The organism is Pseudarthrobacter sp. IC2-21, from assembly GCF_034048115.1.
Classification (GTDB): domain Bacteria; phylum Actinomycetota; class Actinomycetes; order Actinomycetales; family Micrococcaceae; genus Arthrobacter; species Arthrobacter naphthalenicus.
Window position 1 is genome coordinate 1,753,698 of sequence record NZ_CP139145.1, and the last position, 19,907, is coordinate 1,773,604.

Below are 19,907 nucleotides of genomic sequence, written 5' to 3' on the forward strand. Positions count from 1 at the left end.
AAGATGAAACTGTTGCGAGAGGAGTCCTGCGATGAGCACAGTGGACAGCTTCGGTTCAAAAGGCAAACTTAATGTAGCCGGAACCGAATACGAAATTTTCCGGTTGAACTCCGTTGAAGGTGCAGAAAACCTTCCGTTCAGCCTCAAGGTATTGCTTGAAAACCTGTTGAGGACCGAGGACGGCGCGAACATCACTGCCGATCACGTGCGTGCCTTGGCCGGGTGGGATCCCAATGCCCAGCCCGATACAGAAATCCAGTTCACGCCTGCCCGCGTGATCATGCAGGACTTCACCGGCGTCCCCTGCGTGGTGGACCTGGCGACCATGCGTGAAGCGGTCAAGGAACTCGGCGGTGACCCCAAGCGGGTCAACCCGTTGGCTCCTGCGGAAATGGTCATCGACCACTCCGTTCAGATCGACGCCTTCGGTAACTCCGGCGCACTGGAGCGCAACATGGAGATCGAATACCAGCGCAACGGCGAGCGTTACCAGTTCCTTCGCTGGGGCCAGACGGCGTTCGATGACTTCAAGGTAGTTCCCCCGGGAACCGGCATTGTGCACCAGGTCAACATCGAGTACCTGGCACGCACCGTCATGACCCGCGAAGTTGACGGGGTTCTCCGGGCCTACCCGGACACCTGCGTCGGCACCGACTCGCACACCACCATGGTCAACGGCCTGGGTGTCCTGGGCTGGGGCGTTGGCGGCATCGAAGCCGAAGCGGCCATGCTGGGCCAGCCGGTCTCCATGCTCATCCCGCGCGTGGTGGGCTTCAAGCTGACCGGGTCCATCCCCGCCGGCGCCACCGCCACGGACGTGGTGCTGACCATCACCGAGCAGCTGCGCAAGCACGGCGTGGTGGGCAAGTTCGTGGAATTCTACGGCGAAGGTGTCGCGGCTGTGCCGCTGGCCAACCGCGCCACCATCGGCAACATGAGCCCGGAATTCGGTTCCACGGCCGCAATGTTCCCGATCGACGACGTCACATTGGACTACCTGCGCCTCACCGGCCGCTCGGAAGAGAATGTTGCCCTCGTGGAGTCCTACGCGAAGGAACAGGGCCTCTGGCACGATCCTTCCAAGGAGATCAAGTTCTCCGAGTACCTGGAACTGGACCTGTCCACCGTTGTTCCGTCCATCTCCGGCCCGAAGCGTCCCCAGGACCGCATCGAGCTCACCGATGCCAAGGAGCAGTTCCGCAAGGACATCCACAACTACGTCGCCATCGAAGACGGCAGCGTGGACGAGTCCCTGGACGAATCGTTCCCGGCCTCGGACGCTCCGTCCTTCACGCACGCCGACTCCCACACCACGGAGACCACCCGTGTCCAGTCGGCAGCGAACGGCGCCAACGGGCGTCCCAGCAGCCCGGTGCACATCAAGACCGAAGACGGCCGCGAGTTCGAGCTGGACCACGGAGCGGTTTCGATCGCCTCCATCACCTCCTGCACGAACACGTCCAACCCGTCCGTGATGCTGGCCGCAGCCCTGCTGGCCCGCAACGCCGTGGACAAGGGCCTGATGTCCAAGCCGTGGGTCAAGACCTCCGTGGCTCCCGGTTCCAAGGTAGTCACCGACTACTACGAAAAGTCCGGCCTGACCCCGTACCTGGAGAAGCTTGGCTTCTACATCGTGGGCTACGGCTGCGCCACCTGCATCGGCAACTCCGGCCCGCTGGACGCTGAAATCTCCGAGGCCATCCAGGCCAACGACCTTTCCGTCACCGCAGTGCTCTCCGGTAACCGTAACTTCGAAGGCCGGATCAACCCGGACGTGAAGATGAACTACCTGGCCTCCCCGCCGCTGGTCATCGCCTACGCCCTGGCCGGTTCCATGGACTTCGACTTCGACACCGATTCCCTCGGCAAGGACGAAGCCGGCAACGATGTCTTCCTGAAGGACATCTGGCCGAACCCGGTTGAGGTCCAGAAGGTCATCGATTCCTCCATCGACAAGGACATGTTCGCCCGTGGCTACGAGGGCGTTTTCGACGGCGACGCACGCTGGAAGGCGCTCGACACGCCCGCCGGTGACACCTTCGCCTGGGATCCGAACTCCACCTATGTCCGGAAGCCCCCGTACTTCGAGGGCATGAAGGCCCAGCCGGAGCCCGTCCGGGACATCACCGGCGCCCGCGTGCTGCTGAAGCTCGGCGATTCGGTCACCACCGACCACATCTCCCCGGCCGGCTCCTTCAAGTCGGACACCCCCGCCGGCCAGTACCTGCTGGCCAACGGTGTGGAGCGCAAGGACTTCAACTCCTACGGCTCACGCCGTGGCAACCACGAAGTCATGATCCGCGGCACGTTCGCGAACATCCGCATCAAGAACCAGCTCCTGGACGGCGTGGAGGGCGGCTTCACCCGCGACTTCACCCAGGCCGACGGCCCGCAGGCCTACGTCTACGACGCCGCCCAGAACTACCAGGCAGCCGGCACCCCGCTGGTGGTCCTGGCGGGCAAGGAATACGGTTCCGGATCCTCCCGTGACTGGGCAGCGAAGGGTACGGCGCTCCTGGGCGTCAAGGCCGTCGTCGCCGAAAGCTACGAGCGCATCCACCGCTCCAACCTGATCGGCATGGGCGTCCTGCCCCTGCAGTTCCCGGCCGGCGAGACCGCGGCCACGCTGGGCCTGACCGGCACGGAAACCTTCTCGGTTGAGGGCGTCACCGCCCTGAACGAAGGCACCACGCCCAAGACCCTGAAGGTCACCGCCACCGCAGAAGACGGTACTGCCAAGTCCTTCGATGCGGTCCTGCGCATCGATACCCCGGGTGAAGCAGACTACTACCGCAACGGCGGCATCCTGCAGTACGTCCTGCGCCAGATCTCCGCTAACTAGCAGGTATCTGAACCACGCAGCATCCTCCCGAAGCCCCGGCCGGTCAGCGACCAGCCGGGGCTTCGGCTTTGCATTTCACCCAAGGCGTTAGAGTTAATAGGCACGTCTACCACCCGAAGGAGGGGTCATTTGGGAATCTTGGACACCATCCGGAAACCGCAGGACCTGAACGAGCTGTCCCAGGGGCAGCTCGAAGAGCTGGCTGATGAAGTCAGGAGTTTCCTCATATCCAATGTTTCCCAGACGGGTGGACACCTGGGCCCCAACCTCGGTGTGGTGGAACTGACGCTTGCCGTGCACCGCATCTTCGATTCGCCGCGGGACAGCATCGTGTTCGACACGGGCCATCAGTCCTATGTGCACAAGCTCCTGACCGGCCGACAGGACTTCAGCACCCTGCGTCAGCAGGGCGGCATGTCCGGTTACCCGTCCCGCGCCGAGTCGGAACACGACATCGTGGAAAGCTCGCACGCGTCCTCCTCACTCTCCTGGGCGGACGGCATTTCCCGCGCCCGGCAGCTGACCGGTGAAGGTGACCGCTACGTCGTCGCGATTGTTGGCGACGGTGCGCTGACCGGCGGCATGGCCTGGGAAGCCATCAACAACATCGCCGCGGACAAACGCCGCCGGGTGGTCATTGTGGTCAACGACAACGGCCGCTCCTACGCGCCCACGGTGGGCGGCTTCGCTGACTACCTGGCCTCACTGCGTCCCACCATCGACTCTTTCCGCGCGGCTCCCGCCTACGAGGGAACCCTGGACTGGTGGAAGAAGAAACTCCAGGACGGCGGCCCGGTGGGCCAGTTCACCTATAAGAGCCTGCATGCCATGAAAAAGGGCGTCAAGGACTGGTGGGCGCCCCAGGGGATGTTCGAGGACCTGGGCATGAAGTACATCGGCCCGGTGGACGGGCACAACCTCCAGGCCATGGAGCACGCGCTGTCCACGGCCCGGAACTATGCCGGACCCGTGATTGTCCATGCCATGACCGAGAAGGGCCACGGCTACGCGCCGGCCCGCGCCCATGAGGCAGACCAGTTCCATGCGGTGGGAATCATCGACCCCGAAACCGGTGAGCCCACGGGGGCTTCCGGCGCTCAGTCCTGGACCTCGGTTTTTGCCGATGAGATCGCCGCCATCGCCGATGAACGGCCGGACATCGTCGGGATCACCGGCGCCATGCTGATCCCGGTGGGCCTGCATAAGTTCGCAGCCAAGCATCCGGACCGCGTGATTGATGTCGGCATCGCCGAGCAGCACGCGCTGACATCCGCCGCCGGCATGGCGTTCGGCGGCCTCCACCCGGTGGTGGCTGTCTATGCCACCTTCCTGAACCGTGCCTTCGATCAGCTCCTGATGGATGTCGCCCTGCACAAGGCCGGGGTCACCATTGTGCTGGACCGCGCCGGTGTGACCGGCCCGGACGGAGCCAGCCACCACGGCATGTGGGACATGGCCATGGTCCAGATTGTGCCGGGGCTGCACCTTGCCGCGCCGCGCGATGCGTCGCGGCTCCGCGAGGAGCTCCGGGAAGCCGTGGCCATCGATGACGCGCCCACGGTGGTGCGTTTCTCCAAGGGCACCGTCGGCGCGGAAGTGGAAGCCATCGAACGCCTCAGCGACGGTGTGGACGTGCTGGCCCGCCGGCCCGCCGGCTCCACCGAAAACGACGTCCTGATTGTCAGCGTCGGAGCCATGTCCGAACTCGCGCTGGACGTCTCCAACCGGCTCGGCGCCCAGGGCATCAGCACCACCGTCGTTGACCCGCGCTGGGTGCTGCCCGTGCGCCGCTCCATCATCGCGCTGGCCTCCCACCACCGGCTGGTCATCTGCATCGAGGACGGCGTCAGGGCCGGCGGTGTCGGATCACGGATCCGCCAGGAAATGCGTGCCGCCGGGGTGGACACCGCCCTGAACGAGGTGGGACTTCCCGCCGAATTCCTGGACCACGGCACCAGGAGCCAGGTGCTGGAACGGGTAGGGCTGACCGCACAGCAGATAACGCACGACGTCGTCGCGCAGGTTTTGGGCACGAAAGTTCCGTTTGCGCGTCCCCTCCCGGGTCAGGAACACCCCACCACCGGCAGCCTCCCGATTCTGTGAGGGACGAAGATGCCCTGAAGTATCCCGGCCCTGCCGGGGAATACGGGCCGGTCACCCACAAAAGCACCACCAGGATTCCCGCCGGCCTCCAACCGGGCCAGCTGGTGGTGGCGCGGAACCGGAAATGGAACGGCAAGGCCCACTGGGTGGTTCCGGGACGGTACCTGGGGGAGGACCGGCACGGGTGGTGGATCTTCCAGGGAACCAACGAGTTCTGTTCGCGGCCCGGTGCTGCGTTCTACACCCGCTCCGATGCCGTGCTCCTGGTGCCGCGTTCCGGGGACTGGGTGGCCACCTTCTATGACTCCGCACACCCCAACGGGGTCCGGGTCTATGTTGACCTCGCAGTGGCCCACGAATGGACGGAAATCCGGCCGGCCGTCACGGAGTTCCATGTCATCGACATGGACCTGGACATCATCCGGATGGACGGACGCGGTGTGTTCATCGATGACCAGGACGAATTTGCCGAACACGCAGTCACCATGAACTATCCGGACCGCCTGGTGCAGGACATCCAGGCCGCCGCAGAAGAGCTTTATCAGGCCGTCAAGGCACAGCAGGCACCGTTCGACGGCTCAGACGTCGAATGGTTCACGAAGGGACGGTTATGAGCGGAATCATCAGGGTCTACAAACGGGACGACGAGGGAGTGCTGCACTTCCGCGAAGGCTGGTTCGACGAGGACTACAGCCAGTTCGTGATGAATTACGGCGTGGTGGGCCACCACAGCAGAACCGAAGAAACAGACGTTGCGGACGCCGCCGCGGTGGAGGGCCTGATGGACGCCTTCGCGGTCCAGTGCGCCGAAGACGGCTACGCCGAAATCCCGGACAAGGAGCAGTTCTGGGTAGTGGCGCAGTTCGCCCTCAAGACCAAAGACGGCACCGAACGGGACCGCTACCTCGAGGAAAAGGCCAAGGATGCGATCATCAGCCACCTGGCCTGGCGCGGCCTGGGAACCGTGGAGCGCTCCGAGTTCAGCGACTACAAGCTGAACATCTTCTGCCTCTGCCCGGACGTTAACAAGGCCGTGAACGCCATCAGGATCTGCTGCCGCGGCGAGGACCTGGACTTCACCAAGCTCAGCATCGGCGCCGCACCTTTTACCGAACCGGCCAACTTCAAGCTCAAGCATTCGGCGAAGCCCGCCAGCAGCTTCAGCATCTAGGGGAAAATCCATGACTGAATACCGTCGGCTGGGCAAGTCCGGGCTGTCAGTCTCCGTGGTGGGACTCGGCTGCAACAACCTTGGCCGCGCCAACACGGTGACCGAGACGCAGGCGGGGACTGACGCCGTCGTGCACGCGGCACTCGACGCCGGCGTGACACTGTTTGACGTCGCCGACAACTACGGCAAGGAGCCCGGCCTCAGCGAAACCATGCTGGGCAAGGCACTGGCCGGCCGGCGCGGGGATGCGGTGGTGGCCACCAAGTTCGGGATGGACATGCGCGGCGCCAACGGACCCGACTTTGGCGCCAGGGGCTCGCGCCGCTACATCGTGCGCGCGGCCGAAGCGTCGCTGCGCCGGCTGGGCACCGACTGGATCGACCTCTACCAGTTCCACACCCCGGACCCGCTGACGCCCATCGAGGAAACCCTGTCCGCCCTGGACGACCTCGTCAGCAGCGGCAAGGTCCGCTACATCGGGCATTCCAACCGTGCCGGCTGGCAGATCGCGGAGGCAGAATTTGTAGCCCGCGCCGCCGGGAGCACCCGGTTCATCTCCACCCAGAACCACTACAACCTCCTGGACCGGCGCGCCGAGCTGGAAGTCACGCCGGCGGCCGAAGCCTACGGCCTGGGCGTCCTGCCGTACTTCCCGCTGGCCAACGGGCTCCTCACCGGTAAGTACTCGCCGGACACGGCACCCGCAGGGTCCCGGCTCAGCCACACCCGAACCCACATGGTGCACGACGCCGACTGGGACCAGCTGCAGCGCTTCAGCGCCTTCGCCAAGGAACGCGGCCTCTCCGAGATCCAGGTGGCCTTCTCCTGGCTGGCGGCACAGCCTTCGGTCGGCAGCGTGATCGCCGGGGCCACCAGGCCCGAGCAGATCCGCCAGAACGCCGAAGCCGCGGCCTGGGTTCCTACTCCGGCCGAACTGGACGAACTGGACGTGATCTTCCCCAAGGTCCCCAAAGTGGCGCTCTTCTAAGGGGGAGCGGACATGACCAGGCTCCTGCTGGACGTTGACACCGGGATAGATGACGCCTTGGCGCTGGCCTACCTGGCTTCCCTGCCCGAGGTCGAGTTTGTGGCCGTCACAGCGTCCCCGGGGAATGTTGACGCCCACCAGGTGGCCCGAAACACCCTTGCCATGCTGGAGCTGTGCGGGCGCACCGGGGTGGAGGTGGCCATCGGCGCCGAAGCCCCGCTGGCCGTCCCGTTGGTGACCACGCCGGAAACCCACGGTCCGCAGGGTATTGGCTATGCCGAACTGCCTCCGCCCTCCGGCACGGTGTCACCCCGGCATGCCGCAGACCTGTGGGTGGAGGCGGCCCGGGCGAACCCGGGCGAGCTGACGGCCCTCATCACGGCGCCGCTGACGAACTTCGCGCTGGCTATCCGGCGCGAACCCCGGCTGCCCGAACTGCTGGGCAGGGTGGTGATCATGGGTGGCAGCTTCTACCACCAGGGGAACACCACCCCCACCGCCGAGTGGAACACCCACGTTGATCCGCAGGCGGCCAAGGAAGTCTACGCGGCCTACCGCGGCGTGCCCGTGAACCGGCTGCCCATCGTCTGTTCCCTGGATACCACGGAACGGATCGAGCTGAGGCCCGAACACGTGATGCGGCTAGCGGAGGCGGCCGGCTGCGCGGAGCGGGAGCTGGTTCTGCCCAAACAGCCCGAAGGGCTCAGGAGCACCGCGGACAGCCCGCTCGTACGGCACCTGTCGGACGCCCTGCGCTTCTACTTTGAGTTCCACCGGCTCTACGGGCAGGGCTACGTGGCGCACGTGCACGACTACTTCGCCGCAGGTGTGGCGGCCGGGACTCTCGACTACGCCACCCGGCTGGCCACCGTGGACGTCGAGGCTGACTCGGCCCTGCTGATGGGAACAACCGTCGCCGATTATCGGAACCTCTGGAAGCATCCGCCCAACGCCCGGATCGTGGCGGACAACAAACCGGAGCAAGCATTCGGCGAACTGATCCGGTCTGTCGGGGCCCTCGCAGCGCGGCTGCGCTGAACCGTCACTGTGCAGGAACCGGACCCTACAGCGCCGCGTTGTCCGGAACGTCCACGTCCAGAGCCAGCAGCGCGTTTTCCACCACCTCTGTCAGGGCCGGGTGGATCCAGTACGGCCCCCGGGCGAGGGAGGACACCGGCGTGTCCAGCGCGATCGCCTGGACCAGCGGCTGGATCAGGGTGGACGCCTCGTGGCCCATGATGTGGGCTCCCAGCAGCCGGCCCGTGGACTTCTCCGCAATCAGTTTGACGATCCCCTCGGAGTCCTCCATCGCCCAGCCGTACGCGGTGCTCCCGTACTCCTGCACGGCCACCACGATCTCTGAGTCGTCGGCGGCGTCACGCCGGGCCTGCTCCTCCGTCAGTCCGACGGCGGCCACCTGCGGATTGCTGAACACTGCAGCGGGAACGCCCTTGTAGTCGATGCCCCGCAGCCGGTCCGGGTGTTCGAGGTTGTGGGCCACCACGCGCGCTTCCCGATTGGCCACGTGCTTGAGCTGATACCGGTTGGCGATGTCACCGAGGGCGTAGACGCCCTCCAGCGGCTTGCCCTGCGAGAGGACCCGCAGCTGTCCGTCCACGGCCAGCGTCCCGTCAGCGTTCACGTCAAAGCCGGCGGCGCCGACGTCCAGCCGGTCCGTGTTCGGCACCCGTCCGGTGGCCATGAGCACAATGTCCGTTTCGAGGCGCAACTGCTTACCGCCGCCGTCGCCGAACACTGCTGTGACACGGCCGTCCCCGTTGTCCTCCACGCTGTGAAGCGAAAAATCGAGCTCCAGCTTCCAGCGGCGGCCGGCAGCCTCGGCGAACCGCCGGGAGATTTCCTCGTCATTGCCGCGGAGGAGCCGTTGGGAGCGGTTCACCTGGACCACCTCGGACCCGAACCCGTGGAAGATCGCGGCGAACTCGGCGGCGATGAAGCCGCCGCCCACCACCACAACGTGCCGGGGCGGTCCGTCAATGCGCATCACCGTGTCTGAGGTATGCACCTGGGGCAGATCCATGCCGGGAATGTCCGGGACCACCGCGCGGGATCCCGCGGCCACCACCACCTGGTCGGCCGTGATGCCGGTGCCGGAGTCCGTCCGCAGGGAGGCGGGTCCGGTGAAGCGCACGTATTCCTGGTACAGGTCCACGTTGTCCAGTTCGTCGGCCCGGTAGCGCCGGCCGCCCTCGGAGATGGCGTCAATGCGGCCGAAGATCCGGTCCCGGATGGCATTCCAGTGCACGTTGTCCAGTGTCAGTTCCACGCCAAGACGCGCGGCTTCGGCGGGGACGGCGGCCAAGGCAGCCGGGTAGACGAACATTTTCGTGGGAATGCACCCGACGTTGATGCAGGTACCGCCGAAGGTGCCGCCGTCGATGAGGGCCACCCGCTTGCCGTCCCAGAACGGGGTGATGAGCGAGTTTCCCGATCCGGAACCGATGATGGCGAGATCGTAGTGCGGCATGGTTCGGCCTTTCAAAACGTCAGGACGGCGATGTCTGGGAGTCTACTATCCATCGCGAGCCCGGTTGCTGCCCGGTTGCTTCCCGGTAGAATGATCCCGGACCCGGGCCGGCGCAGACGCCCCCGGCTGCCGCCGAGGTGACATAGGCGGCATACCGCCCCGCCCGGGCCTTCCGGGTGGCCGAGCCTTTACGCCAAAAGGAATGCCATGTCATCGCCCTCCCTCACCCTGCCGCCGCAGACACCGGCCGACGCGCGGAACCGCCGCCTGCTCGAAATCCTCGGAGCCCTGGCCATCGCGGGGACATATGTTTACCTGGTCCTCAACCAGCCTGCTGACATCACCGGCGGGCCAGGCAGCGCCGCGGCACTGATCGCGCTCTCCGGTTTCCTGGCCGGGGCCGTCCTGCTGATCGCCGCCGTGCTGCCCACTTTGCCCGTCTCCACGCTGGTGCTGATTCCGGTTGCCCTGGTGCTGAACATCGTCATGGGCCAGTTCGTGGGCAGCACCTTGGTGCCCTTCTACCTGGATGCCATCGGCACCGTGCTGATTGCCGTCCTCGCCGGTCCGGCCGCCGGTGCTGCCACCGGCGCGCTCAGCAGCATCGTCTGGTCCTTCTTCAACCCCACCGTCCTGCCCTTCGCCGCCGGCGCGGCCCTGATCGGCTGCCTCGCCGGCCTGGCCGCGCGCTACGGCCTCTTCCGCCGTTTCTACCTGGTTCCCGTGGCCGGCTTCCTGACCGGCATCATCGGCGGCGTGGTCTCGGCTCCCGTCGCGGCCTTCGTTTTCGGCGGCACCTCGGGGGTGGCCACCGGCGCCATCGTCAGCGCTTTCCGCTCCATGGGGGACAGCCTGCTGGCCGCCATCACCAAGCAGGCCCTGATCTCTGATCCGATGGACAAAGCCATCGTCTTCACCCTGGTGGCGCTGCTGGTCTATGCGCTGCCGCGCCGCACCCGGCTGCAGTTCCCCTTCGTCCGGCGGCACCGTGTGCTGGCGGGACAGGACGTGCCGCCGGTATCAGAGCCGCTGCCCGGCAAGGCCGACGGCCAGGATTCCTGACCCGTCCCTGATGCGCCTCCACCCCCTGACGTCGCTGACCGCTGCCGGCAGCGCAGCCGTCATCACGACGGCGGCAGCCTGCCTGCCCTTGTCCGTCGCCGTTAGTGCCGCCGCCGTTGTGCTCTCGATCGCGGGCGGGAAGGCCGGCCGGATGCTGCCCGCGGCGGCCGCCGTCCTGGTCCCGCTCGGATTGTCCCTGCTGGTGCTGCACGGCCTGTTTTTCCCTGAGGGCATCACCATCCTCGCCCAGTGGGGACCGGCGCGGCTGACCTCCGAGGGGCTGCAGTTCGCCGTGGAGCGCGTGGCGCAGCTTTCCGCCGCCGTGCTTGCCCTGCTGCTGTTCTCGTTCAGTGTTAGTGTGCCGGACCTGGTGGCGGCCTTGTCGTCGAGTGGTGTCAGGGGGCGGTTCGGCTACGTCCTTGCCTCGACACTCACCCTGTTGCCTGCCATCAGCGCGCGGGTGGAGCGGATCCGGCAGGCGCAGGAATCGCGGGGCCTCGTGATCCGCCGGGGCTGGGTTCACCGGGTTATCGCCTTTCGGATGCAGGCTGTGCCGCTGGTCCTGGCCTTGGTGGAGGAAGCGGCCACGCGGGCCCAGGCGCTGGAAGCACGCGGCTTCAGCGGCGCCGGCCCCCGGTCGGGTTACCGCGAGGTGCCGGACCCCCCGGCCCAGCGCCTTGTGCGGGTGGTGTTGCTTGTCGCCGCGGTTGCGGCAATCGCCGCCCGGCTGGGCTTCCCGACGGCGGCCGCGTAGGGATGGGAGGAACGCCGACGCCGGTGCTGGCCGCACACATCAGGCGCTTCACCTACCACGGTGATGCGGCGCCGGTGCTGGGCTCCATCGACCTGTCCCTGCACCCCGGAACCCTGACAGCTGTCCTGGGCGGCTCGGGCAGCGGAAAGACAACGCTGGGCCGGCTCCTTGCCGGCTGGCTCCGGCCCGGCAGCGGCGGCGCCTTGGAGGGATTCCTGGAACTGGCCGGCACCCGTTTGGAGTTCCGGGGAGCGCCCGATGACCCACAGATCGACCCGACGGCCTGGTGCCGCCGAATTGGCTTTGTCCCGCAGGACGCGGCGGCGGCGTTGACGACCGTCCGCGCCACCGTAGCCGAGGAATTGGCGTTCGGCCTCGAAAACCTGGGCACGGACCGGCACCTGATGCAGGCCGCCGTCCAGCAGGTCGCGGAACTGACCGGGCTCGAGCATCTCCTGGACCGTGATCCGGCCCGCATCTCAGGGGGCGAGCTTCGGCGCCTGGCCATCGGCTGCGCCATCATCACGGAGCCGGCCGTGCTGGTGCTCGATGAACCTTTCGCCTCGCTGGACGCCGACGGTTCAGCTGCCCTGACATCGCTGGTGCGGGCACTCGTGGCCGGCGGCACCGCCGTCGTGCTGTTAAGCCAGGAAGCCGATGCCCTGCTGCCCGATGCCGGGCACTGCATCCTCCTGGACAACGGAGAGTCTGTCCTTGAGGGCAGCCCGGCACGGCTTGCCGCCTCCCCGGAGCTGGCCGCCAGCGGCGTCATCTGGCCGGATTCCGGCATGGCATGCCGCCGGCCGCAACCCTCGGCGCGGCCGGCGCAGGCTGGTACCGGCCAACCCGGCCGACCCGACGAATCCGGCCAACCCTTTCCACCCGGCGCCACGGGAGAACCAGCAGGACTGCCCGCCCTGGAGCTTCGCAACATGAGCTTCGCCTATGCGGGCCCCCGCACGCGGAGGTGGTCCCGGCGGCCCGCTGCAGGCCTGCCGCACCCGGCCGTCCTGGATGGTGTCAGCCTGTCCGTTGATCCCGGCGAGATCGTGGCTGTCACCGGACCGAACGGGGCGGGAAAATCCACGCTCCTGCGGCACCTGAACGGGCTCCTTCAGCCGCTGGCCGGCAGCGTCCGGATCAACGGCAGGGACATTGCCGGGCTGCTCCCGGGGCGGGTGGCCGCTGACGTCGGACTGCTCTTCCAGAACCCTCGCGATCAGCTGTTTGAACGGACGGTTGAACGGGAAGTCGGCTTTGGGCTGCCGGCCGGCGCAGCAGCCACAGCCTCGATCCGGCGGGCACTGGCCGCCGTCGGGCTCACCGAATCAGCAGGCCGGCACCCCGCAGAGCTGCCCGCCTCCCGGCAACGGCTGTTGGCCCTGGCCACGGTCCTGGCCAGGCGGCCGCGCCTTGTGGCTTTGGACGAACCCACCGTGGCCCTTGACCGGCAGGGACTGGCCATGCTGGACACGGCGGTCAGGCATGCCGCTGCGGAGGGCGCCGCCGTCGTGCTGGTGACGCATGACCTGGCCTACGCCCGGTCCATGGCGCACCGGCTGGTCCGCCTGGAGGCCGGCCGCCTGCACTCGATATGAGCGGTCGCTGCCTCATGGGGTCCGGAGGTGGCCAGATAGCGCAATTTTCCGATATTCGAAGCGCTATCTGGCCACCTCCCGGCTGTACGGGTGCTAAGCGCGGCTCACCGCCGCCGCCGCGGAGGTGACACCCGGGGCGTGGAAGCGCTTGCCGTTGACCCGCTCGGAAGCGCCGACGCGGTCCAGGTAAGGGGTGATGCCACCGAGGAACATGGGCCAGCCGGCGCCCAGGATCATGCACAGGTCGATGTCCTCGGGGCCGGCCACCACGCCTTCGTCCAGCATCAGGCCGATTTCCTCCGCCAGGGCCTCCTGGACCCGGTGCAGCACGTCCTCGCCGGTGGACGGGGACGTGCCGAAGGACATCAGTGAAAGCGTGGACGCGGGGATTTCCTGGCCGCCGTCGGCGGTGGGAGCCCAGAGCGACTTCACACCGTTGTCGATCAGTTTCTGCAGGTTGGCGGACACCTCAAAACGCTCGCCGAACGCGGCGTGCAGGGATTCCTGGACGTGCTGCGCCACCGGCAGGCCCACCATGGCGCCGAGCGTGAACGGCGTCATGGGCAGGCCCATGGGGCGGAGTGCGTTGTCCGCGACGCCGGCCGGGGTGCCTTCATCAAAGGCCGCCACCACCTCGCCCATAAGGCGCAGCAGGACCCTGTTGACCACAAAGGCGGGCGCGTCCTTGACCAGGACAGCCGTCTTTTTCAGGCCCTTGGCCAGCTCGAACGCTGTGGCCAGGACAGCGTCGTCGGTCTTGGGCGCGCGGACGATTTCCAGCAGCGGCATGACGGCCACCGGGTTGAAGAAGTGGAAGCCGACCAGCCGCTCGGGGCGGGCGAGGTCCTCAGCCATGGCGGTGACCGAGAGCGATGAGGTGTTGGTGGCGAGGATGCACTCCGGCGTGACGATGGCTTCCACCTCGGCGAAGACCTGCTTCTTGACGTTCAGCTCTTCGAAAACGGCTTCGATGACAAAATCGGCGTCGGCGAAGGCCTCCTTGGACACCGAACCGGTCACCAGGGCCTTCGTTCGGTTGGCTGCGTCGGGGCTGATCCGCTTCTTGCCGAGCAGCTTGTCCACCTCGGCATGGACATAGCCCACGCCTTTGTCCACGCGGGCCTGGTCGATGTCCGTCATCACCACCGGGACCTTGAGCTGGCGGGCAAACAACAGGGCGAGCTGGCTCGCCATGAGCCCCGCGCCCACCACACCGACCTTGGTGACCGGCCGTGCCAGCTTCCGGTCGGGCGCGCCCGCGGGCCGCTTGGACCTCTTCTGGACCAGGTCCAGGAAGGCGTAGACGGTGGAGCGGAATTCATCCGTCTGCATCAGGCCCGCGAGGGTCTCACACTCGAGGGCCGCCGATTCGGCCTGGCTCATGGTGCGGTTCGCCTCAAGGATGTCCAGCACCTTGGCCGGCGCCGGGGACGCGTTGGACGTTTTGGCTTCCACCAGCGCACGGCCGGCTCCAACGGCCGCGGACCAGCGGTCTGCCACGGCGGGCTCTGCCGGGTCCACGGCGTTGGGCCGTTCGGGGGCCAGGTCACCGGTGATCACCTTGGCAGCCCAGAGCAGGGACTGTTCCAGGAAATCCGCCGGTTCGAACAGGGCATCGGCGATGCCGAGTTCGAAGGCCTGCGGCCCGCTCAGGGTGCGGTTGTTGCTGAGCGGGTTTTCGATCATGACCTTGACCGCGTTCTCCGGACCGATCAGGCGCGGCAGGATGTAGACGCCGCCCCAACCGGGAACCAGGCCAAGGAAGGCCTCAGGCAGCGCGAGTGCGCCGGCGCCCGTGGAGACCGTGCGGTAGGTGGACTGCAGGGCGATCTCCAGGCCACCGCCCAGGGCAACGCCGTTGATGAACGCGAAGCTGGGTACGCCGAGGTTGGCCAGCGTGGCGTAGACGTCGTGTCCGAGCTGGGCCATCCAGAGGCCGTGCTCACGGTTCTCCAGTGACTTGACGGCGGACAGGTCTGCGCCGGCCACCAGGAAGTAGGGCTTGCCGGTGACGCCGACGCCCACGATTTCGCCGCGGGCGGCACGCTCCTTGAGCCCTTCCAAAACGGTGCCCAGCTCAACCAGGGTGTTCGGGCCCAGGGTGGTGGGCTTGGAATGGTCCAGGCCGTTGTCGAGGGTGATCAGGGCAAAGACCCCAGGGCCGTGCTGCCCCGGTGCTCCCGGCAGTTTGATGTCCTGGACGTAGGAGTGCGTCACCGTCTCATTCGGAAAGATCCCGGCAAGTTTGGTGAAATCTGCGGCGCTCATACGGCGGCTCCTTCGGTGGTTGCTGCGGCGTTTGCGTTGTGGACCTCTGATGCTGCCGCGCCGCTGTAAAGGGCGTGGTGCGGGTTTTCCCAGATCACGGTGGCACCCATGCCCAGGCCGATGCACATGGTGGTGATGCCGTACCGGACGGACGGGTCTTCTTCGAACTGCCGTGCGAGCTGGTTCATCAGCCGGACGCCGGAGGAGGCAAGCGGATGGCCCACGGCGATGGCGCCGCCGTAGCGGTTCACCCGGGGGTCGTCGTCGGAAATTCCAAAGTGGTCCAGGAAACTCAGGACCTGGACGGCGAACGCTTCATTGATCTCGAAAAGGCCGATGTCTTCAATGCTGAGGCCGGCATTCTTCAGTGCTTTTTCGGTGGCCGGAACGGGGCCGATGCCCATGACTTCCGGCTCGACCCCCGCGTAGGCGTAGCTGACCAGGCGCATTTTGACGGGCAGGCCAAGTTCCGCGGCGGCCTCGGAGGAGGCCAGGACCGCGGCGGTGGCGCCGTCGTTCAGGCCGGCTGCGTTGCCGGCCGTAACGCGGCCGTGCGCGCGGAACGGTGTGCGCAGCGCGGCAAGGTCCGCCAGGGTGGTGCCCGGGCGCGGCGGCTCGTCAACGGTGTTCAGCGTCCAGCCCTGGCCCGGCTTGAGTGCGGCAACGGGCACAAGATCCGGTTGGATCTGTTCGCGCGCATAGGCCGCCGCCAGCTTGTCCTGGGAAGCAACGGCGTAAGCGTCCGCGCGCTGCTTCGTGATTTCCGGGAACCGGTCATGCAGGTTTTCCGCTGTATTGCCCATGTTGAGGGCGGCCGGGTCCACCAGCCGTTCGGCCATAAAGCGCGGGTTCGGGTCCGCGCCGGAACCCATCGGGTGGTTGCCCATGTGCTCCACACCGCCGGCAATCACGACGTCGTACGCGCCGAAGCCAATGCCGCTGGCCGTGGTGGTGACTGCGGTCATTGCCCCCGCGCACATCCGGTCGATGGCGAAACCGGGCACCGTGCGGGGGAGCCCGGCGAGGAGGGCAGCCGTGCGGCCCAGCGTCAGGCCCTGGTCACCGGTTTGGGTGGTGGCCGCTACGGCCACTTCGTCGATCCGCGCCGGCGGCAGGGTGGGGTTGCGGCGCAGGAGTTCGCGGATGCATTTCACCATCAGGTCATCGGCACGGGTTCCGGCGTAGATGCCTTTGTCGCCGGCCTTCCCGAAGGGGGTGCGGACACCGTCAACAAAGACGACGTCGCGGACCGTGCGCGGGGATCCGCTGCTGTGTTCTCCGCTAGGGCGGGCTTGGCTCACGTTTACTCCTCATCGAGACTTTGGCGCCGTCCGGAGGGTGCGAAGAGGTTGCAGCACGTAGCCGGACAGCAGTGCACACTATGTTACTCACCGGTAACATAGTGTGCAAGGCTCTTGGGGGACGTTTTAGTCCGTTGGCGCCGCGGCTTTGGTTTCCTTCTCAGGGAGCGGCTGAGGGTTGCGGAAAGCGTCCGTGATCAGCGGCGCGACCAGACCGATTTGCCACGGGCGCGCACCCAGTGAGCTGAGTTCGGCGGCTATGGCCTCTTCGCTGAGTTCCGCCGGCGGACGCCACGCCACGCGCCGCAGGTAGTCCGGTGTCAGCAGGTTTTCCAGCGGCAGGTTCAGTTCGTCGGCTTTCGCCTGGAGCAGCGGACGGGCTGTGGACAACCGCCTGGCCGCCTCGGGGTCGCGGTCCGCCCAGACGCGGGGCGGGGGAGGGGCATTCGTGGGCAGGTGCAGCGGCGGCAGTTCCTCCAGCTCCCTGGCGGCCGCGATGCACCGAAGCCACCGGGGTGCCTCGCGCTGCGCAGCCCGCCCGTGGAAACCCTTGGTGCCCAGGAGCTGGGGAACCGTGGAGGGCATCGCCTTCGCTGCCGAGACCAGGGCGGAATCAGGAATCAGCCTGCCGGGCGCAACGTCACGCTTCTGTGCCAACGAGTCCCGCTCCAGCCACAGCTCCCGGACTGCCGCGAGCTGGCGGCGGTCGCGGATCTGATGCAGTCCTGAGGTCTTCCGCCAGGGATCAATCCTGGGGGGTGCAACCCCGGCAGCGAGGATCGCAGCGAATTCCTGCTCGGCGTACTCGAGCTTGTCGTCGGCCTGGAGCAGCTCGATGAGTTCCTCGCGCAGCTCTGTGAGGACCTCCACGTCCAGTGCGGCATAGCGCAGCCATGGTTCGGGCAGCGGGCGGGTGGACCAGTCCGCGGCAGAGTGCTCTTTGGCTAGGCCAAACCCGAGCAACTGCTCGATGACCGCAGCCAGGCCGACGCGCGGCAGCCCGGCGAGCCGGGCCGCCAGTTCCGTGTCAAACAGCTTGTCCGGCCACATGCCCAGCTCCAGCAGGCAGGGCAGGTCCTGGCTGGCGGCATGGAGGATCCACTCCACGCCCTTGAGTGCGTCATTGATGATGGCCAGGTCATCGAACGGTTCGGGGTCGATCAGCCAGGTGCCGGCGCCTTCGCGGCGGATCTGGACCAGGAAGGCGCGCTGCCCGTAGCGGAATCCCGAGGCGCGCTCGGCGTCGACTCCTGCGGGTCCGGTTCCGGCGGCGATGGCTGCGGCGCACCGCTCCAGCCCGGACTGGGTTTCAATGACGAGTGGCACACCGTCGCGGGGTGCATCGAGGTCTATGACGGCGGGGACCTGACTGTCGAAGCCCTCCACCGAGATGTGGGAAGTGGTTTCAGCAGCCGGGGCGCCGGCTGTGGTGTTATCCGGAATGTGAGGGGTCATGGTGCTTTCAGTTTACCGATCCGGGCCCATGCCATTGTCCGGTCCTAGTTCCGGCGGCGGTTCGGCAGGGCGGAGACGCCGTCGGGCAGCGGGGGCAGGCCCGCGAACGTACACACCATGTCGGACCACGCCTCCAAATGCGCGGTGACATCAGAGGACGCGGGGGTCCAGGAAGCGCGCAGTTCGATGTCGATCGAGCCGGGCCGGTCCGACAACGTTCCGAAGCTCTCCGACAGGACGCGGGTGGCGGTCCCGCCGGCTGCCCGGTACGGGGCCTTGTGGTTCTCAAGCGCTTCAACGAGCCAGGTCCAGGCGACGGTGCCGAGCATTTCGTCATTGCCCATTTCCGGCTCGAGTTGCGCCCGGATGTACGTGACGATGCGGAATTCGCCGTCCCAGACCGCGGATCCCTCGGGGTCGTGCAGAAGGATGAACCGGCCCGTGGCCAGCTCGGTGTCGGCCTCGTCCTCGGAGCCCGAAGCGGCGGCCAGGGCCATGGCCGCCGGGCCGTGCACCGGAGTGGTGGCTTTACCGGGGCCCGGTGCCATCACCTCGGCGCCGAGGGCGACGGCGAACGGGGCCAGGCGTGCCGGCGCGGGAATTTCCGCCAGGTGCAGTTCACTGCGGCAGTGGGCCTTCCTGAGGGTTCCCAAGGCGTGGAGAAATTCCGGGGGAACCTGGGCGAGTGCGTTCACCATCGCAGATTACGCAACCGCACCGGGCGCGGGGGGCAGGCTCGCCGTCGGCGGGTCATGCTACCTGGCCGCCCCGTGCTCATGGTGGGCCGTCAGTTCGTGGCGGATCGCCGCCACGAAGGCGTCGATGTCCTCCTCGCTGGTATCAAAGGAGCACATCCAGCGGACCTCGCGGGCGGCTTCATCCCAGTCATAGAACCGGAACGACTTCCGCAGCCGGTCCGCCACCCCGGCCGGCAGGACCGCGAACACACCGTTGGATTCCGTCTTTTGGGTGGGCTCTACGCCCTCGATCGTCTCCACCGCAGCCCTCAGCCGGGCTGCCATGGCGTTGGCATGCGCGGCGGAACGGAGCCACAGATCGCCCTCCAGCAGCGCAATGAACTGGGCCGAAAGGAAACGCATTTTTGAGGCGAGCTGCATGTTCATTTTGCGGAGGAACACCAGGCCGTGGGCGGCTTCAGGGTTCAGGGCCACCACCACCTCGCCGTAAAGCAGCCCGTTCTTGGTGCCGCCGAAGGACAAAATGTCCACCCCGGCGTCGCGCGTGAATGCCCGCAGCGGCACGCCCAGGTGCGCGGCCGCATTCGCCAGCCGTGCCCCGTCCATGTGGAGTTTCATGCCCTTGGAGTGGGCGTGCTCGGCGATGGCGCGGACCTCATCCGGGGTGTAGCAGGTGCCCAATTCAGTGGTCTGGGTGATGGAAACCGCCAGCGGCTGCGCACGGTGCTCATCGCCGAAGCCCCAGGCCTCGCGGTCAATCAGTTCCGGAGTCAATTTCCCGTCCGGGGTGGGGACCTGAAGCAGCTTGATCCCGCCGATGCGTTCCGGGGCGCCGTTCTCATCCATGTTGATGTGGGCCGTCGACGCGCACACCACCGCGCCCCACCGCGGCAGAAGTGACTGGAGGGACAGGACGTTCGCGCCGGTGCCGTTGAAGACCGGGAAGCATTCGATGCCGGCTCCGAAGTGCTCCTCCATCAGTTCCTGCAGGCGGGCGGTGTAATCGTCCTCGCCGTAGGACACCTGGTGGCCCTCGTTGGCTGCCGCCAGCGCCGCCAGGACTTCCGGGTGGACCCCGGAGTAGTTGTCCGATGCAAAGCCGCGGATGGAGGGATCGTGCAGCCGCGAAGCGGGGTTGCCGGTCCGGGGTGCGGCCTGTGCCGTGGTTGTCATTGCTTT

General features: G+C 67.0%; 15 protein-coding genes. 9 read left to right on the forward strand and 6 right to left on the reverse strand.

Annotated features, from left to right (window positions below):
- Positions 1–31: 31 nt before the first annotated feature.
- The 6 genes from acnA (at position 32) to SBP01_RS07995 (ending at position 8,142) form a co-directional block, all read left to right on the forward strand.
- On the forward strand, positions 32–2,842 hold the full coding sequence (gene acnA, locus SBP01_RS07970) for an aconitate hydratase AcnA (RefSeq protein ID WP_275213633.1): 2,811 nt from the start codon (positions 32–34) through the stop codon (positions 2,840–2,842).
- 129 nt (positions 2,843–2,971) lie between these two features.
- Positions 2,972–4,945 (forward strand): 1-deoxy-D-xylulose-5-phosphate synthase, encoded by a 1,974-nt coding sequence (gene dxs, locus SBP01_RS07975; RefSeq protein WP_275213634.1) that lies wholly within the window; start codon positions 2,972–2,974, stop codon positions 4,943–4,945.
- Entirely contained in the window at positions 4,942–5,559 is a 618-nt protein-coding gene (locus tag SBP01_RS07980; RefSeq protein WP_320538034.1) for a DUF402 domain-containing protein, read from the forward strand. The genes dxs and SBP01_RS07980 overlap by 4 nt, the downstream gene beginning before the upstream one ends.
- Positions 5,556–6,116, forward strand: a complete 561-nt coding sequence (locus SBP01_RS07985) for a hypothetical protein (RefSeq protein ID WP_320538035.1) — start codon at positions 5,556–5,558, stop codon at positions 6,114–6,116. Before SBP01_RS07980 ends, SBP01_RS07985 begins: the two co-directional genes overlap by 4 nt.
- Positions 6,117–6,126: 10 nt before the next feature.
- Positions 6,127–7,104: an aldo/keto reductase gene (locus SBP01_RS07990; protein WP_320538036.1), complete on the forward strand. Its 978-nt coding sequence runs from the start codon at positions 6,127–6,129 to the stop codon at positions 7,102–7,104.
- Between the two features lie 12 nt (positions 7,105–7,116).
- Entirely contained in the window at positions 7,117–8,142 is a 1,026-nt protein-coding gene (locus SBP01_RS07995; protein ID WP_275213638.1) for a nucleoside hydrolase, read from the forward strand.
- Positions 8,143–8,167: 25 nt separating this feature from the next.
- Here SBP01_RS07995 and SBP01_RS08000 read toward each other — a convergent pair whose 3' ends face one another.
- Positions 8,168–9,592, reverse strand: a complete 1,425-nt coding sequence (locus SBP01_RS08000; RefSeq protein WP_275213639.1) for a mycothione reductase — start codon at positions 9,590–9,592, stop codon at positions 8,168–8,170.
- 207 nt (positions 9,593–9,799) lie between these two features.
- On the opposite strand from SBP01_RS08000, the gene SBP01_RS08005 reads away from it, so the two are divergent.
- The 3 genes from SBP01_RS08005 to SBP01_RS08015 are packed head-to-tail and all read left to right on the forward strand — an operon-like array spanning position 9,800 to position 13,006.
- On the forward strand, positions 9,800–10,654 hold the full coding sequence (locus SBP01_RS08005; protein ID WP_275213640.1) for an ECF transporter S component: 855 nt from the start codon (positions 9,800–9,802) through the stop codon (positions 10,652–10,654).
- Between the two features lie 10 nt (positions 10,655–10,664).
- Positions 10,665–11,408, forward strand: a complete 744-nt coding sequence (locus SBP01_RS08010) for an energy-coupling factor transporter transmembrane component T (protein WP_320538037.1) — start codon at positions 10,665–10,667, stop codon at positions 11,406–11,408.
- A gap of 2 nt (positions 11,409–11,410) precedes the next feature.
- Complete coding sequence (locus SBP01_RS08015) at positions 11,411–13,006, forward strand: ABC transporter ATP-binding protein (protein WP_275213642.1); 1,596 nt, start codon at positions 11,411–11,413, stop codon at positions 13,004–13,006.
- A gap of 93 nt (positions 13,007–13,099) precedes the next feature.
- On the opposite strand, the gene SBP01_RS08020 is transcribed toward SBP01_RS08015, so the two are convergent.
- From SBP01_RS08020 to SBP01_RS08040, 5 genes are all read right to left on the reverse strand, one after another.
- Positions 13,100–15,274, reverse strand: a complete 2,175-nt coding sequence (locus SBP01_RS08020; protein ID WP_320538038.1) for a 3-hydroxyacyl-CoA dehydrogenase NAD-binding domain-containing protein — start codon at positions 15,272–15,274, stop codon at positions 13,100–13,102.
- Complete coding sequence (locus SBP01_RS08025; RefSeq protein WP_320538039.1) at positions 15,271–16,575, reverse strand: thiolase family protein; 1,305 nt, start codon at positions 16,573–16,575, stop codon at positions 15,271–15,273. Before SBP01_RS08025 ends, SBP01_RS08020 begins: the two co-directional genes overlap by 4 nt.
- A gap of 126 nt (positions 16,576–16,701) precedes the next feature.
- Positions 16,702–18,030, reverse strand: a complete 1,329-nt coding sequence (locus SBP01_RS08030) for an HRDC domain-containing protein (RefSeq protein WP_320538040.1) — start codon at positions 18,028–18,030, stop codon at positions 16,702–16,704.
- 44 nt (positions 18,031–18,074) lie between these two features.
- A complete protein-coding gene (locus SBP01_RS08035) occupies positions 18,075–18,728 on the reverse strand; it encodes a DUF3000 domain-containing protein (protein ID WP_320538041.1) in 654 nt (217 codons plus the stop codon).
- A 57-nt stretch (positions 18,729–18,785) separates the two neighbouring features.
- Positions 18,786–19,901 (reverse strand): low specificity L-threonine aldolase, encoded by a 1,116-nt coding sequence (locus SBP01_RS08040; RefSeq protein WP_320538305.1) that lies wholly within the window; start codon positions 19,899–19,901, stop codon positions 18,786–18,788.
- Between the last annotated feature and the right edge of the window lie 6 nt (positions 19,902–19,907).